We start from the raw sequence: 23,558 nt of genomic DNA, 5'->3' as shown, positions 1-23,558 counted from the left end.
TCGCCCTCCTTTATTGCCTTATCCTTGCATTGCCTCTCTGGCATGAATTCATCATAGGCCTCGAGAAAAAGGTTCTGAGTACACAAACTTTGCAGATCATTGCCTAATTTTCTCAAGCAGGAGAGTGCTGCTCAAAAGAATTCTCTATAATAGGCTCAGCAAAGCGATGGGAGGAATGTCCGATATGCTGCTAAGCAGAGAGCCCGGTATGGTAGATGAATCCTTAAATCGCGCGGCCACAATTGAGGCTTGTCAAGAGCTGGCGCAGTTAGTGGCCCGCCACACGGATGGCAGGGAGAATGGCATCCATCCGACGGCGATCGCTCAGCTAGAATTGATGCGGGAATCTGCAGCTCCTACAACACTCTGCTCTGTCTATGAGCCGACGCTGTGCATTATTCTTCAGGGTAAAAAAGAAACCTTGCTGGGTAAGGAAACCTACCACTATGGTGCGGCTCAATACATTGTGGTCACAGTCGATCTGCCACTTAGTGGAACTATTGTCGAAGCGGCACCGGGCAAGCCGTATCTATGCTTTAAGCTCAGCTTGGACGCGACTCAGCTTTGGGATATTATCGATCAGATTCAGCGCAGTTCGGATAAACAAGAAAGTTCGGTGAGGGGCTTGTTCGTCAGCCATGCAAGTGCCCCATTGATTGATTGTGCTACCCGGCTTACCCGGCTTTTAGATACGCCTGAGGATATTCCATTCTTGGCCCCGATGATGATTCGCGAAATTTATTACCGTCTTCTAATGGGCGACCAGAGCGAAGCGGTTTGGCAGATTGCGACCTCCGGTAGCCACATGCAGCGCATTGCAGCGGTGATTAAACAGATTAAGGCTGAGTTTACAAAGTCATTGCGCGTTGATGAGTTGGCCGAGCAAGCGAGTATGTCTTCTGCATCATTTCATCGGCACTTCAAGGCCGTGACCTCAATGAGTCCATTGCAATATCAAAAGCAGTTGAGGTTATTGGAAGCCCGGCGTTTGATGCTGGCTGAAGATGCGGATGCAACCTACGCGGCGTATCAGGTGGGTTATGAGAGCCCTTCTCAGTTCAGTCGCGAATATTCCCGCATGTTTGGTACCCCGCCGAAGAAGGATATTGAGCGTTTACGAGTGGCTTGAGTATTACTGGTTCAGCGATCGCTGGAGTTTAACTACAGTGATGACTCTAAAACTATCCCTCGGTGAAATCCTAGCTGCGCGGGCAGCTAACCTATCTGCTATTGCCGGAACTAGTCAACGAGAGAATGCGGGCTCCCCTTACACACTTAAGGTAATGTCATCAAACTCGATCGCGGCTATCTTTATTCCACTTCCCTGATCAAATCAAGCACCTGTTGCGCTTCTTGAGGGCGATTTTGCTGTCTTAGCCGCTCGGCGTAACGGTGGTAAGGCTCTTTGAGTAACTTAAAATCAGAAGGTATGTATACATCCTGAGCTATCTGTTCAGCACGAATTGCCGCAAACACTTCAACAGACTGCCCAAAATAGTCAATTGCCAAGTCAGTTTGATTCTGTGTAATCAGCGCCTCCGCAATCAATACAAGCGACATCATCTCCCTGTAGCGATCGTCCGTTTCTCGGTAAAGTGGTAGGGCTTGCTGGTAGTATTCAATAGCTTGCTGAGGCTGATTTATGAAGGCATAAACAGTGCCAAGATTGTTCAGTGCAGCCGCTTCTAGATCAAGAGCACTAATTGCTTGCCCGATTGACAGTGCTTGCTGATGGTGCTCAATGGCTTGCTGAGGCTGACCCATAGAACCGTAAACAACGCCAAGAATGTTTAGTGCAGCCGCTTCGTAGTAGCGATCGCCATTCTGACGAAAACGTTCTAAAGCCGCTTGAAACGATTGCAAGGCTTCCTGATATTGATCGGCATCGAACTGATCCATGCCCTGATCTAGGAGGCGATTAGCTTCTTCATTGAGCTGAATGCTGGTCGGGGCAATTTCTATCGGGGGTTCTTGCGCTTGTGTAAGCGGCACAGCAGCAGGCATCAAAAGAGTTAGCGGTAGGGCGATCGACAACAGTAACGGTTGTTTGAAGCGCAGAGAGGGTAGAAGCATTTGCTTTCCAAGGGTGAGAGGGAGAAGATTATCGCTCACGTTTCAACCGTACTGTAGGGTTACCCAGGAAAACAAGGCTAGAAAAGGCACTTTAAGTAAACAAGTTGATCGGGCACTGGTTCATTAAGAGCGGTTGAGCCATTACTACAACGTGGAGCTATATGTGAGATCAAGACGACCACTTTGAATGGGTGGAATAACACTGCTCTTGTTTATATGAATGATTCTGATTACTAAGTTATCTAAGGAGCGGTATTGGTAGACTGCCTTAAGGCAGGATATGAATTCAATTATGAAAATTTGATATGAGCTTATCTGTAGAGGAACAATGCCTTTCACGGCTTGTCTACAGTATCGGTAGTCTATAGGCTTGGAGGAGAATATTGTTTATGCAAACTACTCTTCGGCTTCGAAAATTAGGCTTAATGACTGTGCTTACATCGTTTGCACTCGTAGCTTACGTCCTTGTAGTTAGCGTTGCTCCACAACCCACGGTTAACAATACTGATGTAGTTTCTGATCGAGTAAGTAACGTTATGGGTGGCGGTGTCAATGATGTAGTTATCACTCTCGAAGGTGATGACCGTATCTACTACATCAACCGTGGACAAGAGCGTGGTGTCACTCTTAATCGCCTTGCTCAGCAGCTTGAAGGAGAGCAAATCGAGTTACATGTGGCACGGGTCATGTGGTCTCTCTCAACCCCTCCCGCCGTGTAGTACCCATTGGGCGTGTGACACTTGGGCAAAAGGTTTTGTTTACAGACTTTTAGGGAGTGTCCGCGTAGGGTAGCAACCCCAACACAGCGGTGCAGCAGAAACTCATAAGCTTCTAGGTTTGAGCTTAGAGGTTTGGCGGCAAGTGCATTATGGCAGGGAGAAGCGGTTAGAGTTCCTAGAGAGGGGAAATGGGAACTGATGCATGCCGCTGTCGTCAATGTTTCTATCCCTTGCTCGGCAAAACTTCTTGAATTAATCATCCAAAATAAAAACTCATCCAGAGTTGAGGTTAAATCAGGTTTGCTTAGGTTTCGTAGCTCTAAGCTATCTATATCGGGATCGCATCCTCAGTCAGTTCCTAATAACAAGCAGTAACCCTTTAGCTGCTTATTGTGAAACACTTTGCATGGATGCTCAATCCTGCCAAATTGGACAGTGCATGTTTGGTCAGCAAAGAGCAGGCTTTCCCCTGCCCTTTGTTCAAGATGCGGAAGCTAACTCCTCCACAGCTGGGCGCGGTAAGGTCGGACCGGAGGATTATTTCTATGGGAGTCTTAGGGCATTCGGCCTTAATGTTGTCTTTTGCAGTCTCATCCTAGGGCTGCTTTAAAGGTTGCTTAGATGGCTTTTTTCTGCGTTTCAAGCCTAATTTCGAATCAGGGTTGCATTGCTGGATAATACTTCCTTACTCAAATTTCCTGTCTTTATAGAGTCACTATGAAATCCAACGTGCTTTGTGCCAAATTTCTCCTCCTAGCAACCCTGCCCGTTCTTGGGCTGCTGACCCCGAAACAAGCGATCGCCATATCTGTTCCCGAGGTGCAAGCCAGATTGCTGTCAGACATCGCCTTTCAATATGCAAAGCTGGGTGATTCGCGGCAGGCCGTCGCTATTTCCGAGCAGGCCCTGGAGGCAACAGCGGAAACAGAACCCTGCTTCAAAGCCGATACTCTAGCAAGGGTAGCGGGTAGCTATTGGCTAATTGGGCAGGAGGCAGAGGGCCAGCGACGAGTTACAGAGGCGATTGAAACCGCCGAGGCTCAAGCGGCAACCGGATGTAGCAGCAGCACGTCCTCTCCGACCGAATCGTTGATGTATCGGGCTAGGGAATTTGCCGATGAGGGACAGTTTGAGTTAGCGATCGCGCTAGCTAGTGGGATGGGAGACCCACTTGCCCTGTCGGAAATTGCAGCTGATTTGTTGAACGTAGGACAATTCCAGCGAGCCGATCAGTTACTAGAAGAAGCGATCGCCCAGGCGCAAAAGATTGACGATGCCTACTACCAAACGTATACGTTGAACAGCATGGGCATGAATCTGACTTTAGCGGGGCACCCTGAACCGGCAAAGGCGGTACTAGAACAGGCGATTCTGAGCGCGGCAGCTTTGGATACCGAAGACCCCGAAAGGGATTCATTGCAGGGAAGTGCTCTCCTCTGGACGGCACGACAGTTTACGGAGTTAGGCGCAAATGACCGGGCGATCGCGCTTCTCGATCAAACCGTTCCCAAAATTCGCAATCGTTCCACAGAGCCGCTCTCCCTCGACAAAGTGTTTCAATTGGTCGATGCAGCCCTCCTCTACCAGCAGGTCGGTTTGGACGACAAAGCCGTGGCGACCTTGGCAGAAGCCTACCAGGTTGGTAACGCCATCGTCCCCGATGCCAACCATAGTCAAGCCGATGCGGATGCGCTGGGTCGAGTAGCCGTTGGCTATGCCAAAATTGGCGACTTCGAGCGGGCCATGCAGATTGTCGAGGAAGTTCAACCAGCTAGCTATCGGCAGGGGGCACTGGGAGATATTGCGATCGCCTATGCCGCGGCAGGCAATTTAGAAGCGGCAGTCGAGCTAGCTCAGTCCAACCCCAACCGTGACGGTGCGATGATCGGCATCGTCAGACACTACTTGCAAGAAAAGCAGCCGGATCAGGCGTGGCAGGTTGTCCAGGCACAGCAGGTCAAAGGCATTTTGTCGGAGGTAGCAGTCGGGTATCTCGACGTAGAGCAACCGGAGCAGGCATTGCAACTCGCTCAAACCGGCAAGCTAGAGGGATTTACGCCAGGTATCGTGCAGAGCTACGCTGCGTCTGGGCAACCGGAGCAGGCAATGGAGCGGGCTCAAAGTGAGGAATTCCTTTGGCTTCTGCCCGCAGTAGTGCAAGGATTTGCTCAGCAAGGGCAGTTTGATGCCGCTTTGCAAACGGCGCAGTCGATTGCCGATCCGGTCGACCGCGCACAGGCATTCCTTACGATCGCCCTTGCTTATACTGAGCCACAGGCTGAGGCACAAGGAATACGGCGGTTCGTGACTCGGACGCAGGATAGGATTGTTGGGCTGTTTGGCACCTCCGATCGTGAACGAGCAGATGAGGTGTTGGTGCAAGCTCTACAAGCGACCCAGTCTATCTCCTCAGTGGAATAAGAGTTACAGAACGCAATCAACATTTTGCGTTCTAAAACCGTTGTATCACTGTTGTATGTTATCGGAGGCATTGTCGATAACGTGCAACAGTGATGAATCTTGTACAGGGACGCATTAATTGTCAGCAGGCACACAATGATGTCGTCAGAGTCATATTGCTGTCATCGGGCTGCAATCGTGCCATCAAACTGATCAGTGACACATTTTTGTCGTCTCAGATTGGTTACCCTCCTACTGGCCGCGATCGAGGTTGAAATTAGAGAAGTTGGACAGCACTCGCTGCATAAACTGGGGTTTGGGAATGTGATCGGCATCTAGAGTGAGCACACAGTTGCCCTGGGTTTCGCCAGAAAACAGCGCGTAATTGATGTTGCCGGCTTTGGTATGATGGGGGTGACCCTTGGGCTTTTCGCGGGCAATGTAGCTCCTTATTCGAGAATTGGTATTACCTCCACTCGTCGCCACCCCACCATCGGTTATTGAATCTCCTATTTACACAAAAGCTATATGCATAAAAAAATAATTACACAGTTAAATAATTGTGTAATGAGCTTGACTACATTTTGAGCTTTTGCATTTGGCTATAGATTTGGCGTAGTTTGCCCGCTGCTTTACGTTCAGCCAGCCTTTCTGAAGCTTCAGAGACAACCCGAGCTTGCAGTTTTATGAAACCTTATAGGCGCTAAACTTTCGAAAATATATTCATCCTAAGAATCAATAATGCCTCAGTTCTACTGCACGCTTGTTCAACGGCTTCAATCAATACACCTCTTTTCTTATGCTTAAAGTGATAAAAGAGGGGTATTTTGTAACCGGCATGCACCGGCATCTATAATTATGGCCGCTAAACGCATTTTGATTATTGATGACGAAGCCGACGTACGCGAGATCGCCAAGGTTAGCCTAGAAATCACCAAAAACTGGGAGGTCACAACCGCTGCCTCAGGGGAGGAGGGAGCGGCTTTGGCAGCTACCTACCATCCCGATGCCATTTTGCTCGATGTAATCATGCCTAAGGTTGACGGTCTCGCCACCCTGCGCAAACTCAATGAGAATATTGAGACCCGGCATATTCCGGTGATTTTACTGACGGCCACCCTGCGGTTGGCTACGCAGCAGTCCTTTGTGGCGGCGGGGGCGAGGGCAGTACTAATCAAGCCCTTTGACCCGGGCTTACTGGGCGGTCAAATTGAGTCTGTTCTGGGCTGGCAGTAGATCCACAGGAATAAATCTGGGGTGTTCACATAGCTGTCACTTTTGTTTCCTATTCTAAAGAGGACGTCTTGCCAGCAGCCCCGCTATGCTCCCCATGATTGTGGTCGAGGAGTTTATCTCGTCCTTTAAATTTTGGAATCAGGGCATCCACGACGGTATGCTCTACCGGAATGACTTTTACATTAGCTTGCAGCAGTTTCCCCTAGCTGACCGGCTCCAGGCCTATCGCCAAGCTACTCAAGAAAGTAATAAAGGCTTTAAGGTATGCATCACCGTGTCAAAAACCCATTACACGATCTGGGTTGAGATGCGATCGCGGCTTGCCTAACCCCTGCCCCGTCCTGTTTGCTCTACCGACCCCGCCCCCAATGCCCCATCCCACTAACCTTTCTAAAGCGTTAAGCATCTTCCATGGCGTACTCCAATTCGGCCCGGCCCAGTGAGGATTTGTGTTCGATTGCCGACTGCTCAACCCACCCCTTTGACGACATTTCGCTGCTAATTTGTCACGAGCTGCGCACTCCCCTCGCCTCAATTCAGGGGGCGCTCAAGCTCTTGGGATATCAGCAGTCGGGGTCGCTCTCCGACGATGGGCAACGGCTGCTGGCGATCGCCATCAACAACGCCGACCGCCTCAACCGGTTAGCCAACGCTCTGGAAAACCAGCCCACCCCTCTGCTGACGCTGCTCTCCAGTGCCCAACTAGAGCTGCTTCAGCTCGAAAACGACCTGCACCAGGCGGTGGAGCAGCAGGCTATTCACCTGGCCTATCAGCCAATTGTGTCAATTGAGCATAACCAGATCATTGGCTTTGAGGCTCTGGCTCGCTGGCAGCACAGCCAGCGGGGCATCATCTCGCCAGAGGTCTTCATTCCCCTGGCCGAAAAGGCTGGACTGATCGACACCCTAGGGTTATTTTTGCTCGACCAGGCCTGCTGCCAGCTGCGCCAGTGGCAGATCCAGTTTCCAGCGGTAACGCCCCTCAGCGTCAGTGTCAATCTCTCGGCGGTGCAGCTGCGCCATCCCCAGCTGGTGGAAAACATTCGCCAAATCATCGAGCGCCACCACATTGCCCCCCACAGCCTCAAGCTCGAAGTCACCGAGAGCGCGCTGATTGAGAATAAAGACCTGGCCCTCAAGGCCCTAGTTGAACTGCATCAGCTAGGCATACAGCTCTACATCGACGATTTTGGCACTGGCTATTCGTCCTTGGGGCGGCTGCAAGACCTGCCTTTCGACACCCTCAAGATCGATCGATCGTTTATTCGTAACAAAAACTGGGCCATGAGCGAGGCCATCTTTATGCTGGCCGAGCGGCTGCGGCTCGATGTGATTGTCGAAGGGGTTGAGACCCTCGACGACCTGATAGTGCTCAAAGAGCTGGGCTACAAAAAAATGCAAGGCTACTACTTCTCAGAGCCGCTCGACAGCGCGGGGGTTGCCTGCCTGCTGATGCGCCAGATGCTAGACGGCCAGCTGTTGTTTACCCCGGAGCTATCGTCGGTGGCCTAGAGCCAGCCAGATCTCCTCAACTCAACCGGCCGGGAAACGCAGTCTATCACTGGTGCCCTAATTCATGATGACCTATACCCATGAGCCTCAATGCCAGGGGCGGGAGACGGATTCTCCTCACCTGGCCCTGTTAATTCAAGACGGTAAGCGCCGACAGATCATGCCACTGGGCAAGCCGTTTTATTCAATTGGCCGCGATCGCACCAAAGATATTCGCCTGGTATCTGAGGGCGTCTCTGGCCACCACGCCAGCCTGGTGTGGCTCGACCACGGCTACATCATTCACAGCGACGACGCTACCGACGGCCCCAGCTGTCAGCAGTTGACGATTAACGGCACCCCGGTGCAAGATAGCCCCCTCCGCCCCGGCGACGCCATTGGCTTTTGCCAGGGGGTACGCGCCCGACTCATCACCGTGCGATCGGTTGCTGGGGCGGATCCGTCCCGCTGTCTGCTACCGCCAGCCCTAGCGCTTACTCCTGGCATCAGTCTGCTGAAGCACTTCCCCGATCTCATGCTTCAATTTGACGCCGATGGCTCTATTCTCGATGTCAAGCCCTCTGTGGATACTGACTTGAGCCAGCTGTCCATTGGTGCAGCGGGTCAGTCGATTGTGGACTGCTTTGGGTCAAGCTTTGCTGCCAAGCTGTTTAGCTACGGCCAGATGGCCAGCCGCACCCAGTCGCTGCAATGCTTCGAGGCTGAGTTAACCGCGGGGCAGCGGCAGATTTTTTGCGAAGCTCGGCTGCTGCCCGCTGAGCAAGGTCACTCGATCGCCATTATTCGCAACGTCACTGAGCGCAAGCAGCTGGAGTTGGAGCTGCGATCGGGGGCGATTCACGATCCTCTGACCAGCCTGCCCAACCGCCGCTTTTTTATGGAGAAGGCGGCCCAGGCGATCGCTCTCAAACGCACCAGCGTTGCCTATAGTTTTGCGGTGCTATTCATTGACCTAGACGACTTTAAGGTGGTCAACGACAGCCTGGGCCACCAGGTGGGGGACCAGCTGTTGGTGGAAATTGCCCTCCAGCTCAAAGACTGCCTGCGCCCCCAAGACACCGTGGCCCGTTTGGGGGGCGACGAATTTGCCATTTTGCTGCACGAGATGGCGTCGGTTGAAGCTGCCGTTGCAGTGGCCAACCGAATTCAGCAAGCCCTAGCTCTGCCGCTGCTGCCCGGCCACCCCGAGATGTGTTCGAGCGCCAGCATTGGCATCACTCTGGGTACTGAGGGCGATGACAGCGTAGAGACTCTGCTCAATCACGCCGATAGGGCGATGTATCGAGCCAAATCTCTGGGCGGGTCGCGGTACACGGTGTTTGAGCCGGCCGTTGATCCTGCTTGACAGCGGCCAGTCGCAGCCTTAGCAAAAGAAAGAAAATAAGAAGAGCGAAAAACGAAAAAATGCCCGGTAGGCTTGAATCGTGGCAGTTTAGGCTGTCCTAACCCGGTCTCTGTCAACATGAGACGTCTGGGGCAGATTAGACCGAACGAGCCATCTCTTGAACCCCCCTGCGCAACCGCTCCACACTGCACATGGGGGTCCTAAAAGAGCCGCTTACGCCGCATCAAAGTTCGCGGCTGAGAGCCTTTTGCTGGCGATCGCACCCAAGGTTGAGTGCTTTAGCGTCAAGCCCACCCTTGTCAAACCGGGATTTTTCCGCACAGAACTGCTAGACGCTCAAAACGCCTATGAGGTGCTGTCTAAGTCTACGGATGGCTCGTTCTAGCGATCGCGATCGCCCGACTGCTGGCCCAGAAGCCCTAGATTGTGCTGATTTTAGGCACCACGAAGCTGCATCGCTTAGACGAAAATATTGGGGCCACCGCCGTTGAACTCACGCCTGACAATCTACGAATCATTGACACTGCCGCTGCCAAGATCACGGTGCAAGGGGCTCAGTATCTCGAAAAAACAGAGCAAATGACCGGTCGCTAAACGGCAAAAATGGTTCCTTAGATGCTTTTTTGAAACCCGCTAATGCCGTATTAAAAATAAAGAAACCTCATCGACACACAAGCAACAGTAGAGACAAAACATGACCACAAACGTACTTGGCTATGCCGCAAAGTCTGCTACAGATGATCTGGTTCCCTATCACTTTACCCGTCGCGAGCCTCGCGCAGACGATGTAGAGATCGAAATTCTCTACTGTGGGGTCTGTCACTCAGATTTGCATACGGCCCGCAATGACTGGGGGGGGACGACATACCCAGTCGTGCCTGGTCATGAAATTATCGGTCGCGTGGTCGGTGTGGGCGCAGAGGTGACGCGCTTCAAAACTGGTGATCAGGTGGGTGTTGGCTGTATGGTCGATTCTTGCCAGCACTGCGCGCCTTGCGAACAGGGCTCAGAACAATACTGCGAAGGACCCGCAACCTTTACCTACAACGACAGCGATCGCCAGGATCACACGCCGACTTTTGGCGGTTATTCCGAAAAAATTGTCGTGTCAGATAAGTTTGTGCTAAAAATTCCTGACGGGTTAGACCTTAAAGGGGCCGCGCCGCTGCTGTGCGCCGGGATCACCACTTGGTCGCCCCTGCGTCACTGGCAGGTGGGTCAGGGCAGTTATGTAGCCGTTGTCGGTCTCGGCGGTTTGGGGCATATGGCGCTAAAACTGGCCAAGGGGTTGGGTGCCAACGTCACGCTGTTTACCCGTTCCCCTGGCAAGGAGGAGGATGCCCGGCGTCTCGGCGCAGACAACATCGTGATCTCTACCGACAACGCGCAAATGGAAGCCGTGAAGGGACAGTTTGACTTGATCATCGATACTGTACCCATCGAGCACGATCTCAACCCCTATCTGCCCACGCTGTTGCTGGACGGCACGTTGGTGCTGGTCGGGTTCCTCGGGAATCTGATGCCCACGCTGAATACGGTGCCGCTGATTATGGGGCGTAAATTGGTGGCGGGGTCGCTGATTGGCGGCATTGCCGAAACCCAAGAGATGCTCGATTTTTGTAATGAACAGGGCATCACGTCAGATGTTGAGGTGATCAACATTCAGAATATCAATGAAGCCTATGAACGCATGCAAAAAAGCGATGTGAAATACCGCTTTGTGATCGATATGGCTTCGCTGAAGGACTGATAGCGCCGCCGGTCAATCTAGATTGGATTGCCGTAGTTTATCCCTCGCTAGCCTAGCCCCCAGCCAAAAACCACCTGCCATACTTCCTAAAAATAAAGACATGATATTAACGGCAGCCACCGGATTGAATTGGGGCTTGCGTTTGGCAATTAAGGTGCGTGAGGGATGCTCTGGGTCGTACCAAACGGTGACGGTTTGACCTCGCCAGAAGGTAGAGTTTAGCTCATTTTATTTCTGCGGCGATCGCTCAGGTGGAAGCCATGTACCTGACTAGTTTGGACTTTCATTTTACTGATCACCTGCTGCCGAGCTTGGCCACGGGCAAGGGCGATGTGGTGCTGGCCGATAGAGTTGCTTATACCGATTCTCTAAATTTCAGCTACGCACCTCCTACAGCGTGGCGCTCTGGGTCTCTAGGTCGATGCCGAGCACCTGGGTATAGGCTCCGCGAGCCTGGGTGACGCCGATGGTGCGCTGGGCGGCTTCGATCATGGGGCGACGCAGGCTGACCACAATGAACTGGGCCTGCTCGGTCTGGTGCTTGATCATGCGCGACAGCCGCTCCACATTGGCCCCGTCGAGGAACATGTCAACCTCGTCGAAGGCGTAGAAGGGGGAGGGGCGGTAGCGCTGGAGGGCAAAGATAAAGCTCAGGGCCGTGAGGGATTTTTCGCCCCCGGACATGGAGGCCAAGCGGCGCACGGGCTTGCCCTTGGGGTGAGCGACTAGGTTAAGGCCACCGTTGAAGGGGTCTGCGGGGTCTTCGAGCTGGAGGTGGCCGTCGCCGTCGGAGAGTTCGGCAAAAATCGATTGAAAGTTGAGGTTGACGGCGTCGTAGGCTTCGGTGAAGGCTTGGCGGCGTAGGGTGGTGAAGGTCTCGATACGCAGTAGCAACTCGGTGCGTTCTTCTTCAAGGGTGGTGAGTTTGTGGGTTAGCTCAGTGAGACGCTCTTCGGTGCGGTTGTATTCTTCGAGGGCCAGCATGTTGACCGGCTCCATAGCCTCCATACGGCGCTGGAGCGATCGCAGCTCTTTCCTTAGTTCCTCCAAATCCGTTTCGGCAGGAATCTCAGGCAGTGGGTCGGGTAGCTCTGCCGCCTGAGCTGCGAGCAATTCCTGGGCTTCTGCCAGCTGCTGACGGCGCTCCTGCTGGGTTTCGAGCAGCTTTTGGCGCTCCCACTCCTGCTGCTGGGTCTGGGTACGCCGGGTGCGCAGCCGTCCCTCTAGTTCGTCGCGGACGGCTTTTTCGGCGGCTAGGGTTTGGTCGAGGGCGGCCATCTGCTGGCGCAGCTGGGCGATTTCACCATTTAGCCCGGCCTGCTGCTGCTGGAGCTGAGTGAGCTGCTGGTCGCGCTCAGCCTGCTGCTGGGCCTGGGTAGTGAGAGTTTGCTGGGCTTGGGTAAGGGCCAGCTCAAGCTGCTGGCGTTGGTTGTGCAGCGCTTGCAGTTGGCGCTCAGCCTCTTGGACAGCCCGCTGGCGATCGCTCAACTGACTCTCCAGTTGCCCCACGGCTGCCTGAGCTGTCTGCCACTCGCTGTGGGCCTGGGACTGCTCTATCTCACTGAGAGCCTGCTGCTGCCGGACAATTTCGGCTTCCTGGGTGGGCAGGGAGGCTGAAAGTTCTTGCAGGCGAGCCTGGGTGCTAGTCAATTCTTGCTGGTGCTGACTGAGCTGGGCTTCGAGCTGGGCTTGCTGTTGGGCCTGCTGCTGCTGCTGGTTCTGCTGCTGTTCGCTCGCCAGCTGAAGTTCGCGGTATTGCTGGCGCTGGGCAATTAAGTTTTGGGAGAGGGTTTGCAGGGTTTCTGAGGTGGTGTTGAGATCGCGATCGCAGCGTTCTAGCATCACCTCAATATCTCCCAGCCGCTGGCGTAGAGCCTGGGCTTCGGTCGATTCTGCTGGTTCTACGGTGCCAAAGTGCAGGCCGCCAGAGCGCGATGACACGTTACCCCCGGTCATTGCCCCACTGGTTTCGAGAATTTCCCCTTCCAGCGTGACGATGCGGTAGTCGCCCAGATACTGCCGAGCCGAAGTGAGGCTGTCGAAGACCACGGTGCTGCCGAAGGTGTAGCCAAAAATATCGCGGTAGCGGGGGTCGCAATCGATCAGGTTGACGGCGTAGTCGAGGAATCCATCGGGGCGCTTCCAGTCGGGTACGGGGGTGAATCGAGGCGCACGAATTTTGTTGAGGGGCAAAAAGGTGGCCCGTCCGGCCCGGCGCTGCTTGAGAAATTCGATCCCCTTGGCAGCCACCTGGTCGCTCTCCACCACCAAGTAGCCGAGGCGGGCCCCGGCAGCGATTTCTAGGGCCAGCTGATATTTGGGGTCTACTTTGCCTAGCTGAGCGACCAGCCCACTGATGCCTGCCAGACCGCTGTCGAGCAGCAGTTTGGTGGCGTGGGTGCCCTGGCTCTCTTGCAGAGCTTGGGTTTGGGCTTCGAGCTTGTCAAGTTCGCGCTGCTTGTCGCGCTGTTCTTTGAGCAAACGGGTTTGGGTGTCGCGCTGAACAGAGAGTTCTGCCTCAGCGGCGGCAATCTTGGCGGCGATCGCCTGAATCTCTTTTTCCGATGCCGCCAACCGCTGGGCGAACCCGGCATCGGCATCAGGCTCTGCTGGCGCAGGCCCTAGGGTGTTGCGCTGCTCGGTCAACGTCTCGATCTGCTGTTCGAGTTGGCGCAGGCGCTCTTGCAGACGAATCTGCTCGGCCCGCTGGGGCTCGACATCGCTCCGCAGAGTTTCGATCGCCTGACGCAGCTGGGTCTGCTGCTGAATGCTGGCTTGGGACTCAGAGGCGATCGCCAACGTCGCCTGACGGCGTTCTTCTAGAGCCTGCTGCACCTGGTTTTTGGCCTCGGTAAGGGCAACGAGCTCTCCCGTGGTTAATGACTCAATGGATTGCCCCACCTGCTCTAAATCGCGCTGCTGCTGCTGGCGGGCGATCTCAGTGTCGCGGCGCAGGGCAGCGCCCTGGTTGGTGGCGTTGCGGTTTTCCTGTTCCTGGCGCTGGAGCTGGCGTAGCTCAGCCTCATGGGTGGCTACCTGGGATTGCAGGGCCAGGTGCTCGTCTTCGCCCATGGCCCGAATGTGGGCATTGAGGGTGGCGAGTTCGGCTTCGAGGGCGGCGATCGCCCCCTGCCCCTGGGCGATCGCCGCGGCTAGCTGGGTAGATTTGACCTCGCCCTGCTCTAAGGTTTGCTGTAGGGCTGCGATCGTCCGCTGTTGGCTTTGCCACAGCAGCACGGCCTCCCACTGGCTTTTGGTCTGGAAGGTTTCCTTGAGACGCTGGTACTTCTCGGCCTTTTGTCGGTCTTGGGCCAGGCGCTCTAGCTGAGCCTGCAGCTCACGCTCGACAATGCGAAAGCGTTCTTCGTGGTCGCGCACGGCCTCTAGCTTGCCCCTGGCCTGGTCAATTTTGCGATCGAAGGCGGCGACCCCGGCCAGCTCGTCAATAATTTCCCGGCGCTCGCGGGAGTTCATTGAAATAATACTGGTGACATCCCCCTGAAGCACCACGTTGTAGCCTTCGGGATAAACATGAAACCGCTGCAGCTGCTCATGGAGCTGGTTGAGGGTGCAGGGTTCGCCGTTGATGTAGTAATTAGAGGTGTAGGTGCCCTGACTCGTGACCCGCAGTCGCCGGGTCACACTCCACTCGCGGCCCATGGGTAGTGTGACCACATTGGCGGTGTCTGGCTGAGAAATTTCGAGGGTGGGAGAATTGCCGTTGTGGCCGTTGGTGCTGGCGATCGCACCATTCCCATTGACATTGTTTCCCTGCACTTCCCCGTCGCCATCGATCATCAGGTCGGCGGCCACGTCGCTGAGGTCAAAGGTCACAGTGACGCTGGCTTCGGAGGTGGCGCGACGGCTCATCTGGTTTTGGTTTACCAGGTCGGGCAGGCGATCGGCCCGCATGCCCTTAGAGCTGGCCAACCCCAATCCAAACAGCAGCGCGTCTAAAATATTCGATTTACCTGAGCCGTTAGGCCCAGATATGACAGTAAACCCAGGCAACAATGGAACCTGGGTCGTACCCCCAAACGATTTAAAGTGGGACAGCTCAACACGCTTGATGTGCACTGGCCAGCGTTACCTCAGACTTGAAACAAGTGTACTAGAGAGCAGGGATTTTGGCTAACCCGACTTGAGCGGCTAGGATCCATACCTCTAGCTAGGCTGATGCCGCCTAAGTTTAGTGCAAAGAAAAGGATTTGTACGCTAGATAGCGGAGAAGTTATCCACATTCTGGGCAAGCCACCTCGCAGTTCTTGGCTTTGCAGCAAGAACTGCACCTTCCCAAGAAATCCAATCCAGGATGGCACAATGGAGGGGAAAATCTACCCCCAGCCCCCGTGAGCCAGCCCACTCCCCCACCTCTGTCTCAGCCGATGATTTTAGGCTTTGACCCCGGACGGCAAAAATGCGGCTTGGCCGTCATGGGGCTAGACCGACTGCTGTGCTATCAACAGGTGGTTGCCGCCGATGCGGTGATCAATGAGATTGCTACCCTACGCCAGCGATTTCCAATTTCGACCATTGTGCTGGGCGATCAAACCGCATCGAGGAACTGGAAAGACACCCTCAGTCAGCTCCCCGACCCACCCCGGATCATGCTGGTGGATGAACGATATACCACGCTGGAAGCGCGCGATCGCTACTGGCAAATGTATCCCCCATCGGGACTGGCAGGGATAATTCCCCAATCGCTGCGCAAAATTTCTCGCCCCATAGACGACATCGTGGCCATTCTGCTGATCGAGCGCTATTTGAATCGCCTGACCGGCGAGTAGGGCATGGTCTTTCTTTTTGCCTATAGCTTTGCCCGAATGGTAAACGAGTAGTCACCGCCGGGTTCAAGCTGATAGTCAAAGCGTTCGAGAAAGCGGCTGAGGGGTTCGCAGATCAGCGCTCGCCCCAGGGATGGCTCGACCCGGAGGTTACCCTGACGAAAGCGCCACTGAAATTGCCATTCGTAGGTGCTGGCCCGCACTTCGCCTTCGATGCGGCCCTGGCTCCACGACTGGTGGGTAATGCGAACGTAGGCGGTGGTTTCAGAGGGGCGACGGGTCACGGCGGCAAAAGCAACGCGATACAAAACAATCGTGATCGAGGTCAGGGCTAGGCAAAACCCCCAGAGGTAAGATAACCGTAGCGTAGGCTGTGGTCTACCCCGACGTTGTGGGCAACGATACGACTCAGCACCTCAAATGGGTAGGGTTGCTAGGCGATTCGGTAGTGGGCTGTTTTACCCTAGACGAAAAAACGGTAGCCTAGGAAGAAATAAACTATGATCCCCACCAGCGTGTTCGGCATCTTAGCGGGTGTAGAGCACGTTTTGCTTGCCTCATTTCACCGATTGTAAGGTTGGACCCTGCCTGTGCCCAAGGTTGGCATTATCTACAACGACGTTAAGCCTGTGGCTTGCCAGGCCGCTCTCGAATGGGAGGAAAAACTGACTCGCCGAGGCTACACCGTCAGCCTAGCCACCGGCATGGGCGGCATTTTGGGCTATTCTCAGCCTGAGCGCCCCGTTTGCCACACTCCCCTTGACAGTCTGGTGCCGCCCAATTTCGATGCCGATATGAGTTTCGCGGTGGTGCTGGGGGGTGATGGCACGGTGCTGTCAGCCTTTCGGCAGCTGGCCCCCATTGGGGTGCCTCTGCTGACGATAAATACAGGCCACATGGGCTTTTTGACTGAGGCTTATCTGAACCAGTTGCCCCAGGCTATCGACCAGGTACTGGCAGGTGACTACGAAGTCGAAGAGCGGGGCATGCTAGCGGTGCGCCTTTTCCACGAGTCTAGCCTCGTATGGGAAGCTCTCTGTCTAAACGAGATGGTGCTGCACCGTGAGCCCCTGACCAGCATGTGTCATTTTGAAGTGGCGATCGGCTCTCACTCCCCAGTCGATATTGCGGCTGACGGCATTATCGTATCGACCCCCACAGGGTCTACGGCCTATTCGCTCTCGGCCGGTGGGCCGGTGATCACCCCTGGGGTGTCCGTTACTCAGCTCATCCCCATTTGCCCGCACTCGCTGGCGTCCCGAGGGCTGGTGTTTCCTGACCACGAGCAGGTGGTAATTCGCTCGGCCAACCCCGACCCTCTGGTGCTGATTGTGGACGGCAACGCGGGCTGCTACGTCATGACTAAAGACGAGGTGAGTACCTGCCGCGCCCCTTACTCAGCGCGGTTCATTCGGCTAAAACCGCCAGAATTTTTTACCGTGCTCCGCGAAAAGCTGGGCTGGGGACTGCCTCATATTGCTAAGCCAACGTCGGTGGAGTTGCCATAAGGAGTGGGTCGGCCAATCGTGAGCAAAGCTCGTTTGTCCTGGCGGGCAGGCTTACCCAGGCGGAGTGCTCCCAAGGGCGAAGGAGTGGCCTCGGCTAAGTCGTAGTGGATCGGTGGGAATACTGATCTGAGCCCTACATTCCCTGTTGCTATGGATTGGCCCACCATTGCTGTCATCGTTCCTACCTACCAGCGGGAGACAGTGTTGTGCGACACGCTGCGCAGCGTGCTGGCTCAAGACTATCCGGCCTACCAGGTGGTGGTGGTAGACCAAACTCAAGCCCCCCAGGCGGAAACTCAGCAGCAGCTTCAGGCTTGGCAGAATGCGGGGGAGATCACCTGGTACTCGGTACCCTGGGCGAGCTTGCCGGCGGCTCGAAATTTGGGCATAGAGCGATCGCATTCCGATCTAGTCCTCTTTATCGACGACGATGTGGTGCTGCCCCCAGGCTATCTCTACGCCCACGCCCGCACCTTTCTGGAACGGCCGGATGTCGGGGCGGTGGCAGGGCGCGTGTTTGACCGCATGAAGCTCGCGGAGCAAACGGATCTAGAAATCGACTACCTGCCTCCGCAGGCGATGGATCCAGGAATTGCCTGGTACCACATCGACCTGGTACACACCACGCAACCCCAGCGGGTGCTGACGGCCCGGGGGTGCAACATGTCATTTCGGCGAGAACTGTTTGACAAGCACGGACTACGCTTTGATGAGCGTTTCTATGGCAGTGCCGTGCGGGAAGAGTCTGACTTTTGCCTCCACATTCGTTCCACCGGCTACATCATTTGGTACAACCCAACGGCGCACCTGGTGCACCTGGGAGAAGAAACGGGCGGCTGCCACGACATTACGACGCGATCGCTCAGCTACCAGATGAATTTTTACCACAACCATTTTCTGCTGGCGCTGAAAAACCTTACCCTGGGGCAAAACCTACGCCTCTACGGCCGCCTGTTCGACTGTCATGTGCTGGGGCACCCCCCCTGCAATAAAAGCGGCCATCCGCTGAAGATTCTGAGCCGAGGGGTGTTTTTTGGGTTGGGCTGGTTCTACACGGTTTACACACTGGCCACTACTCTGGGCAAGCATGGGCGACTTCATGCCGATATGGAGTAAACCCGACCTGAGGTTAAGAATCTCAGGCTTGAGAATCTACCTGCTGTGGCAACGCCCATAATTCTAAAACCGTTCCTCAAGGCAGAGCATGGCTGACGATCGAGACCCCATCATTCGATTACAGCTAGACCTGTCGCCCGACCAGCCGGGGCTGTTAGAAGGGCTGGATACTTGGCTGCGGCTGGGCCTGATCACTGACCAGCAGGTGCGTGACCTGGGGCGGGCCAATCTTAGTTGTGACTGGCTGCCAGCGACCGTTCCAAAATTAGATTTGGCCGATGCGGTCAATCCTTTTCTGGAGCCTGAAGGTGCTCCAGCGGCAGGCGAAATGCCCACCACTGATGCCGTCCCCGCTGGAGACGCGCCAATTACGGATTTTGTCCCCGTTGAACCGGCTGTTCGCCCTAGACGTCAGCGATCGCCCCGTTTCCGAAACATCCGTCCATCTACCCCGAGACAAACTCGGGGCACTGCTCAGCCATCCGCTCCAACAAACCTCTGGCTCGGCCGCTTGATGAGCGAACTGAGCGTGGTGTGGCTGCTGGGGCTGGGGGTGTTTTTAGTCGTGCTGTCGTCGGCGGTGCTGGCGGCGACCCAATGGGCTAGGTTTAACGCGGTGGGCCAGTACCTGGTGCTACTGGCCTACACCCTGGTGTTTTGGGCAGCGGGGCTGTGGTGCCATCGCCGCCCAAATTTGCAGCTGACGGCTAAGACCCTGCAAATGATTACCCTACTGCTGGTGCCGCTGAATTTTTGGGCGCTGGATGGGCTGGGAGTGTGGCGTGGGGGCGGGGTGTTGGTGGGAGCGATCGCCGCCATTCTGCTAACCTTCGCGGCTCTGCAAGTGCTACGCCAGCAAAACAGCACCCCCCTAGAGCAGGCCAATGCTTTGGGCTTAGCCTATCTCCATACCGGCTGGGGCCTTAGCGGCGAGTGGGGCGGGGTGCCTCTGCTGGCGGTCTATGCCGGGGTTTTGGGCACTGCCGCGGCCACGGTCTACGGCCAGCGGCAACAGCCCGCCGCGCTTGGCCTGCGCTGGCCTACAGTGGTGATTACCGCTGCCCTCGGTCTTTTGTTAGCGCGGGGACTATCTCCAGGGGAGTCGATTCAGGCGGGGCAGTTTGGCCTGGCCTTTGGCCTCTACGGAGCCACCTTGGTGTGGCTGGGTCAGCGACGGCTGGCGCTCAAACCCGAGGTCGAGCCTACTGCAGAAGCCAATTCACAACTGGGAATTGCCACAGACCGGCCCTTTCGCGGCGGAATTGCGCTGGGGCGGGGGCTGCTGTGGTGGGGTTGGCTGCTGGCGATCGCCGATTGGCTCATCCAGGCGTTAGGCATCGGGCTGCTCGGGCTGGCGCTGCGTATTCAGGCGTTAGGCAAATTGGGCAAGCGGCGGGATTTGCTGATCGCCTACGCGATCGCCGTCCAGCTCGGCTTCGTCGGCTGGGAGATGCTGCCCCTATCGTTGCGGCAGCCCCTGCTTGTCCCCCTGGCTAAGTTGGATGAATTTGCGGCTGGCACCTGGCCACTGCTAGGAATTTCGCTATTTCCCTACGTGGTGGGGATGGTGGCCCTAGCCGACTGGTACCGGCGGCGAGACAAGCTGAAGCTGAGCCACTTTAGTGATGGCATTGCCCTGGGCAGCAATCTTGTATTGACGTTGATCAGCCTGGCCAGCGGCCCGGTGCTGGTGGTGAATTTGATCGCCTCTACGATCACGGCGCTGGTGGTAACGCTGCGGCGCTTTTCCCCCGCTCAGTGGCGCATTGTCGTCACCTACGGCTTGGCCTTGGGGAGTATTGTGGTAGCCATTGGCGATCGCTGGCCAAACCTGCCATTGGCCCACTGGGTCGTGGTTATGGTGGCTCTGGCTACGGTGGCTCTGGTGCTGAGCAAGGGTCTTCGTGACCTTTGGGGCCGTACGGCCTGGCTCTATGGGATCGGTCTGTCTACTCTCAGCTACGCGCTGCTGTGGGCAGACCTGGTCGATAGCGGCTGGCGTGCCAGCACAAGCTGGGTGGGTCTGGTAATACCGCTGGTGTTGATGCTGATCGGTCGTCACCGCGCTAGCGTGCTGACTACAGGCATTGCGCTGCCCTTTACCCTGGGCTTACCTTGGACACGGCTGGTGGGCCTGGGTTCGACAACGGCCCTGACGGGGGTGAATAGCACTTTCTACCGGCGACCGGGGGTAGCATTTCTGGCGGTGGGCTTTGCCACGGGCTGGGTCTATAGCAGTCTGGCAGACTGGATTACGGGCTTTCCTCGCCATTTGGCCGACTGGGGACTGGTGACAGTGGGGCTGACGGCAGCCCTATGGCTTGCCTGGCGATTGCTGCCCATGCACCAAGATGCTGAAACGCCGTCGCTGTCAGGGTTGTATCGGGTGGCTTGCGATCGCTGGGGTCACATCCTGGCCATTGGCTTACTGACCCTGTCTACTTTTGCAGTTTCCTTCTACTACCTCGGCTGGCGTGAACCTCGCCCCTTGATCATTGCTGTTCTGGCTGCATTCTTGGCGTCTCTGGTCCTCCGCTATTGGGGAACTGTGAGGCCTCTCACTATTTACCTGGCAGGTTGGGGGATAGAACTGCTGGTAGCCGGGATCGTAATTGAGCGCTATCCCGCAGTGGTTTCTTTGGCGGTGCCGACTTTGGGGCTGGGGGCGATCGCCCTAGCTTTGGCAGCTATTGTCGGACGTTCTCGCCCGGCCTTGGTCCCCCCCTTGCAAACCCTGACGCTGCTCTATGCCGGGTTAGCCTTAGCTCTACGCGCCTATACGGCCACGGCCTGGACGGGCTGGCTCGTCGTAGTCGCGGCCCTGCTGGTGCTAGAAGTGGGGCGACGTTCCCAAACCGCCTTGGCTCGCTGGCTCGCCTTGGGGCTGCTGTCGGTAGGGTGGTATGAGCTGGTGATTTACCAGATGCTGCAAGGTTCTGGTGGCGAAGCGGCCGATGCTCTGCTGGTGCTAGCGGGAGTTGCAGCGCTGATCATGACCTTGTATCGACTGGCGGCAGGGCAGCTCGATCGCACCCTGGGAATTCCCCAGGTAGAACTGGTTTGGGCGGCTCACCTACATTGGTTTATCGGCAGTCTGCTGATGCTGGGGGGCGGCATTGGCTTCGAGTTTGTCGAGGCTACCTTGTGGTGGTTGGGGTTAGCGATCGCCACTGCCCTAGTGCTCTACGCCCTCAGCCAGGGACGGCTGGGAGCTTCTAGCGCAGTCAAGACTGCCTGGGTCTACGCTGGCTTAGGTGAGCTGGTGGGCTGGTTTGCCCTGGGGCGATCGCTGTTCCCAACGCTAGGATTCCTCGATAACTGGTGGGGCGTAGTGGCCTGTGCCGTGGCCGTGCCCGTGTATTGGCTACCCTGGGCTACCTGGGGCTGGCCCCAGCGTCCCTGGCGGGTGATGGCCGTAGTTCTCCCGCTGTTGATTACTCTGCTCACGGGAGGGTTTGATCACATTCCCACCCTGTGGGTGCTGACCGGGTTCTATGGCTGGCTGGCCTGGCACAGCGGCAAGATTCGCCTGTCTTACCTCTCAGTCCTCTGTGCGGCCTGGGCGATCTGGGTCTGGCTTGAGACTCGATCCATTGACGACAGCCTTGCCTGGGTACTGCCCCTGGGGCTGGCCCTGCTCTACATCGCTCAGGTCGACCCAGCGCTGAAACGGCCTGGGGGTAAAGAACAACGCCACTGGCTGCGGCTGATTGCCCTGGCGATGATTTTGCTCACGGCGCTTTTAACCGAACGCTGGGCGGGGCTGCCGGTGGGGGCGATGGCTTTAGGGGCGATCGCTGCCGGGCTCCTGCTGCGCATTCGCGCCCTGCTCTACGCGGGCACCGTTGTTTTTGCCCTCAACGCCCTCAATCAGCTGGTGGTGCTTAACGCCGCCTTTCCCTTCATCAAGTGGGTAGTCGGCATTTTAGTCGGCGTTGCCCTGATCTGGATTGCCGCCGATGTGGAGCGCCGCCGCGGTCAGTGGCTCCAGCTCACTCAAAGCTGGGGCCAAGACTTAGATGCCTGGCAGTAGGGGAGGGGAGAAGTTTTGAATGTTGAATTTTAAGTTTGAATTGATTGGTCAACTCAAAACTCAAAACTGAGAACTCAAAACTCTCTGCTCTAAGCTGCTGAATTTTTAGGATCCAACTACTCTGGCAGCGGTGACAGCGGCCAATAGATCGCTATGTACGGCTTTAGAGCTGCCGATCACCATGCCCGGTCTCAGGTAGTTGCTACAGGTGTGCAGCGGCGGCGGCGGGTCGCCTGTGAATGTGGTGACAATAAACCCCATTTCTTGGGCCATAAAGGCTAGCACGGCTCCGTCAAGAAACTGCCCTTTGGCCAGCACAGCCCCGGCCAAATCGCCGCTGAGCAGACCGTTAAAGTTGGGAATCTGGGTCTCTTTGGAGTAGTCGGTTTTGGTGTGGTAAACCCGGTAGCGATCGCTCACATAGGGCACCAGATCTCCCATTTGCCACCCCAAACAGATGGCTGGAGTAGGGCTTTGAACTTTGATCTGGGTGCAGTCATCGAGAGACTGAGCCAGGCTCCCCATAAATGTGCCCTCGCCCCGTAGGGTGTAGTAATAGAGGTCTTGACTAGGGGTTATGGCGAGCGCCGCTTCGTACTCATCCGCATTAAGAACTCCCAGAATAATCTGGTAGTTCGAGTGGCCATCTAGGTAAAACTGGGTGCCGTCGATGGGGTCGAGGGTGAGCAAATAGTCGCCCTGTGGCCCTAGATCAATGGCGCGAAAGTACTTAGTGTTGTAGGTTTGTTCATGCTCTTCGCCGTAGAAGCGCACCGAGGGAAACAGCCCCAGCAGCACCACCTCCATCATGGTTTGAATGGACAGATCTGCATCGCTGAGGGCTGAGGCAAAAAAATTGTCGCCCTTGCCGTCTTTGTCGGGCTGGGCTGCAATCTGAGCCTGAACCTGCTGGGCATAGGCTCCAGCAGTCTTGAGGTAAGGCAGCAGCGCCGCCAGAATTTCTCGGGGAGTAGTAAGGGGCATAGCAGATACCAGCGCAGGAATAGCAAAATGTAGCGTTGGCCAGATAGTTTAGAACACAGAAAGCTGACAAAGCCAAAAACTAGGCTGCTATCTGGCTA

Annotated in this window: 16 protein-coding genes and 2 pseudogenes; 13 read left to right on the top strand and 5 right to left on the bottom strand. The window is 55.8% G+C overall.

All coding sequences use genetic code 11. The annotated features are described in order from the left end of the window. Positions 1 to 208: 208 nt before the first annotated feature. Positions 209 to 1,129, top strand: a complete 921-nt coding sequence (locus tag H6F57_RS06630) for an AraC family transcriptional regulator (RefSeq protein WP_190625203.1) — start codon at positions 209 to 211, stop codon at positions 1,127 to 1,129. 182 nt (positions 1,130 to 1,311) lie between these two features. On the opposite strand, the gene H6F57_RS06625 is transcribed toward H6F57_RS06630, so the two are convergent. Further along, positions 1,312 to 2,112 (bottom strand): tetratricopeptide repeat protein, encoded by an 801-nt coding sequence (locus tag H6F57_RS06625; protein WP_190794989.1) that lies wholly within the window; start codon positions 2,110 to 2,112, stop codon positions 1,312 to 1,314. Between the two features lie 350 nt (positions 2,113 to 2,462). Here H6F57_RS06625 and H6F57_RS06620 point away from each other — a divergent pair, with 350 nt between their 5' ends. Together H6F57_RS06620 and H6F57_RS06615 are read left to right on the top strand one after the other, a co-directional pair. Continuing rightward, positions 2,463 to 2,792 (top strand): hypothetical protein, encoded by a 330-nt coding sequence (locus H6F57_RS06620; RefSeq protein ID WP_190625201.1) that lies wholly within the window; start codon positions 2,463 to 2,465, stop codon positions 2,790 to 2,792. Positions 2,793 to 3,509: 717 nt separating this feature from the next. Further along, positions 3,510 to 5,213, top strand: a complete 1,704-nt coding sequence (locus H6F57_RS06615) for a hypothetical protein (RefSeq protein WP_190625200.1) — start codon at positions 3,510 to 3,512, stop codon at positions 5,211 to 5,213. Positions 5,214 to 5,447: 234 nt separating this feature from the next. Here H6F57_RS06615 and H6F57_RS06610 read toward each other — a convergent pair. Continuing rightward, a pseudogene (locus H6F57_RS06610) lies at positions 5,448 to 5,642 on the bottom strand (hypothetical protein); the annotation flags it as partial. A 408-nt stretch (positions 5,643 to 6,050) separates the two neighbouring features. Between H6F57_RS06610 and H6F57_RS06605 the strand changes: the two are divergent. The 6 genes and pseudogenes from H6F57_RS06605 (at position 6,051) to H6F57_RS06580 (ending at position 11,035) form a co-directional block, all read left to right on the top strand. Further along, the gene (locus H6F57_RS06605; protein WP_190625199.1) at positions 6,051 to 6,428 is read left to right on the top strand and encodes a response regulator; all 378 of its coding nucleotides are present in this window, start codon (positions 6,051 to 6,053) and stop codon (positions 6,426 to 6,428) included. 85 nt (positions 6,429 to 6,513) lie between these two features. Further along, entirely contained in the window at positions 6,514 to 6,756 is a 243-nt protein-coding gene (locus tag H6F57_RS06600) for a hypothetical protein (RefSeq protein ID WP_190625198.1), read from the top strand. An 83-nt stretch (positions 6,757 to 6,839) separates the two neighbouring features. Beyond that, entirely contained in the window at positions 6,840 to 7,940 is a 1,101-nt protein-coding gene (locus H6F57_RS06595; RefSeq protein WP_190625197.1) for an EAL domain-containing protein, read from the top strand. A 64-nt stretch (positions 7,941 to 8,004) separates the two neighbouring features. After that, the gene (locus H6F57_RS06590) at positions 8,005 to 9,285 is read left to right on the top strand and encodes a GGDEF domain-containing protein (protein ID WP_190625196.1); all 1,281 of its coding nucleotides are present in this window, start codon (positions 8,005 to 8,007) and stop codon (positions 9,283 to 9,285) included. A 387-nt stretch (positions 9,286 to 9,672) separates the two neighbouring features. Then, a pseudogene (locus H6F57_RS06585) lies at positions 9,673 to 9,879 on the top strand (aldo/keto reductase); the annotation flags it as partial. A gap of 100 nt (positions 9,880 to 9,979) precedes the next feature. Further along, on the top strand, positions 9,980 to 11,035 hold the full coding sequence (locus H6F57_RS06580) for an NAD(P)-dependent alcohol dehydrogenase (RefSeq protein ID WP_190625195.1): 1,056 nt from the start codon (positions 9,980 to 9,982) through the stop codon (positions 11,033 to 11,035). A 390-nt stretch (positions 11,036 to 11,425) separates the two neighbouring features. Here the strand turns inward: H6F57_RS06580 and smc are convergent, their stop codons facing one another. Then, on the bottom strand, positions 11,426 to 15,112 hold the full coding sequence (smc, locus tag H6F57_RS06575) for a chromosome segregation protein SMC (RefSeq protein WP_190625194.1): 3,687 nt from the start codon (positions 15,110 to 15,112) through the stop codon (positions 11,426 to 11,428). A 308-nt stretch (positions 15,113 to 15,420) separates the two neighbouring features. Between smc and H6F57_RS06570 the strand changes: the two genes are divergently transcribed. Then, positions 15,421 to 15,822, top strand: a complete 402-nt coding sequence (locus H6F57_RS06570) for a Holliday junction resolvase RuvX (RefSeq protein ID WP_073607756.1) — start codon at positions 15,421 to 15,423, stop codon at positions 15,820 to 15,822. A 20-nt stretch (positions 15,823 to 15,842) separates the two neighbouring features. Here H6F57_RS06570 and H6F57_RS06565 read toward each other — a convergent pair whose 3' ends face one another. Then, positions 15,843 to 16,103, bottom strand: a complete 261-nt coding sequence (locus H6F57_RS06565; protein WP_190521372.1) for a DUF3146 family protein — start codon at positions 16,101 to 16,103, stop codon at positions 15,843 to 15,845. A gap of 306 nt (positions 16,104 to 16,409) precedes the next feature. Here H6F57_RS06565 and H6F57_RS06560 point away from each other — a divergent pair, with 306 nt between their 5' ends. The 3 genes from H6F57_RS06560 (at position 16,410) to H6F57_RS06550 (ending at position 22,476) form a co-directional block, all read left to right on the top strand. Further along, positions 16,410 to 17,327, top strand: a complete 918-nt coding sequence (locus H6F57_RS06560; protein WP_190625193.1) for an NAD(+) kinase — start codon at positions 16,410 to 16,412, stop codon at positions 17,325 to 17,327. Positions 17,328 to 17,477: 150 nt separating this feature from the next. Further along, positions 17,478 to 18,443, top strand: coding sequence for a hormogonium polysaccharide biosynthesis glycosyltransferase HpsN (hpsN, locus tag H6F57_RS06555; RefSeq protein ID WP_190625192.1), 966 nt, complete (start codon positions 17,478 to 17,480; stop codon positions 18,441 to 18,443). A gap of 88 nt (positions 18,444 to 18,531) precedes the next feature. Then, positions 18,532 to 22,476, top strand: a complete 3,945-nt coding sequence (locus tag H6F57_RS06550) for a hypothetical protein (protein WP_190625191.1) — start codon at positions 18,532 to 18,534, stop codon at positions 22,474 to 22,476. A gap of 105 nt (positions 22,477 to 22,581) precedes the next feature. On the opposite strand, the gene H6F57_RS06545 is transcribed toward H6F57_RS06550, so the two are convergent. Beyond that, positions 22,582 to 23,460, bottom strand: a complete 879-nt coding sequence (locus tag H6F57_RS06545) for an inositol monophosphatase family protein (RefSeq protein ID WP_190625190.1) — start codon at positions 23,458 to 23,460, stop codon at positions 22,582 to 22,584. Between the last annotated feature and the right edge of the window lie 98 nt (positions 23,461 to 23,558).

Source organism: Leptolyngbya sp. FACHB-60, assembly GCF_014695775.1.
In the GTDB taxonomy this organism is placed as follows: Bacteria; Cyanobacteriota; Cyanobacteriia; order Phormidesmidales; family Phormidesmidaceae; genus Nodosilinea.
Note: the sequence above shows the minus strand (reverse complement) of the source record. Positions and strands in the feature narration are given on the sequence as shown.

Coding starts and splice junctions, on each gene's coding strand:
- H6F57_RS06630 (WP_190625203.1), top strand. CDS start 209: ATGGTAGATGAATCCTTAAATCGCGCGGCCACAATTGAGGCTTGTCAA.
- H6F57_RS06620 (WP_190625201.1), top strand. CDS start 2,463: ATGCAAACTACTCTTCGGCTTCGAAAATTAGGCTTAATGACTGTGCTT.
- H6F57_RS06615 (WP_190625200.1), top strand. CDS start 3,510: ATGAAATCCAACGTGCTTTGTGCCAAATTTCTCCTCCTAGCAACCCTG.
- H6F57_RS06605 (WP_190625199.1), top strand. CDS start 6,051: ATGGCCGCTAAACGCATTTTGATTATTGATGACGAAGCCGACGTACGC.
- H6F57_RS06600 (WP_190625198.1), top strand. CDS start 6,514: ATGCTCCCCATGATTGTGGTCGAGGAGTTTATCTCGTCCTTTAAATTT.
- H6F57_RS06595 (WP_190625197.1), top strand. CDS start 6,840: ATGGCGTACTCCAATTCGGCCCGGCCCAGTGAGGATTTGTGTTCGATT.
- H6F57_RS06590 (WP_190625196.1), top strand. CDS start 8,005: ATGATGACCTATACCCATGAGCCTCAATGCCAGGGGCGGGAGACGGAT.
- H6F57_RS06580 (WP_190625195.1), top strand. CDS start 9,980: ATGACCACAAACGTACTTGGCTATGCCGCAAAGTCTGCTACAGATGAT.
- H6F57_RS06570 (WP_073607756.1), top strand. CDS start 15,421: ATGATTTTAGGCTTTGACCCCGGACGGCAAAAATGCGGCTTGGCCGTC.
- hpsN (WP_190625192.1), top strand. CDS start 17,478: ATGGATTGGCCCACCATTGCTGTCATCGTTCCTACCTACCAGCGGGAG.
- H6F57_RS06550 (WP_190625191.1), top strand. CDS start 18,532: ATGGCTGACGATCGAGACCCCATCATTCGATTACAGCTAGACCTGTCG.
- H6F57_RS06545 (WP_190625190.1), bottom strand. CDS start 23,460: ATGCCCCTTACTACTCCCCGAGAAATTCTGGCGGCGCTGCTGCCTTAC.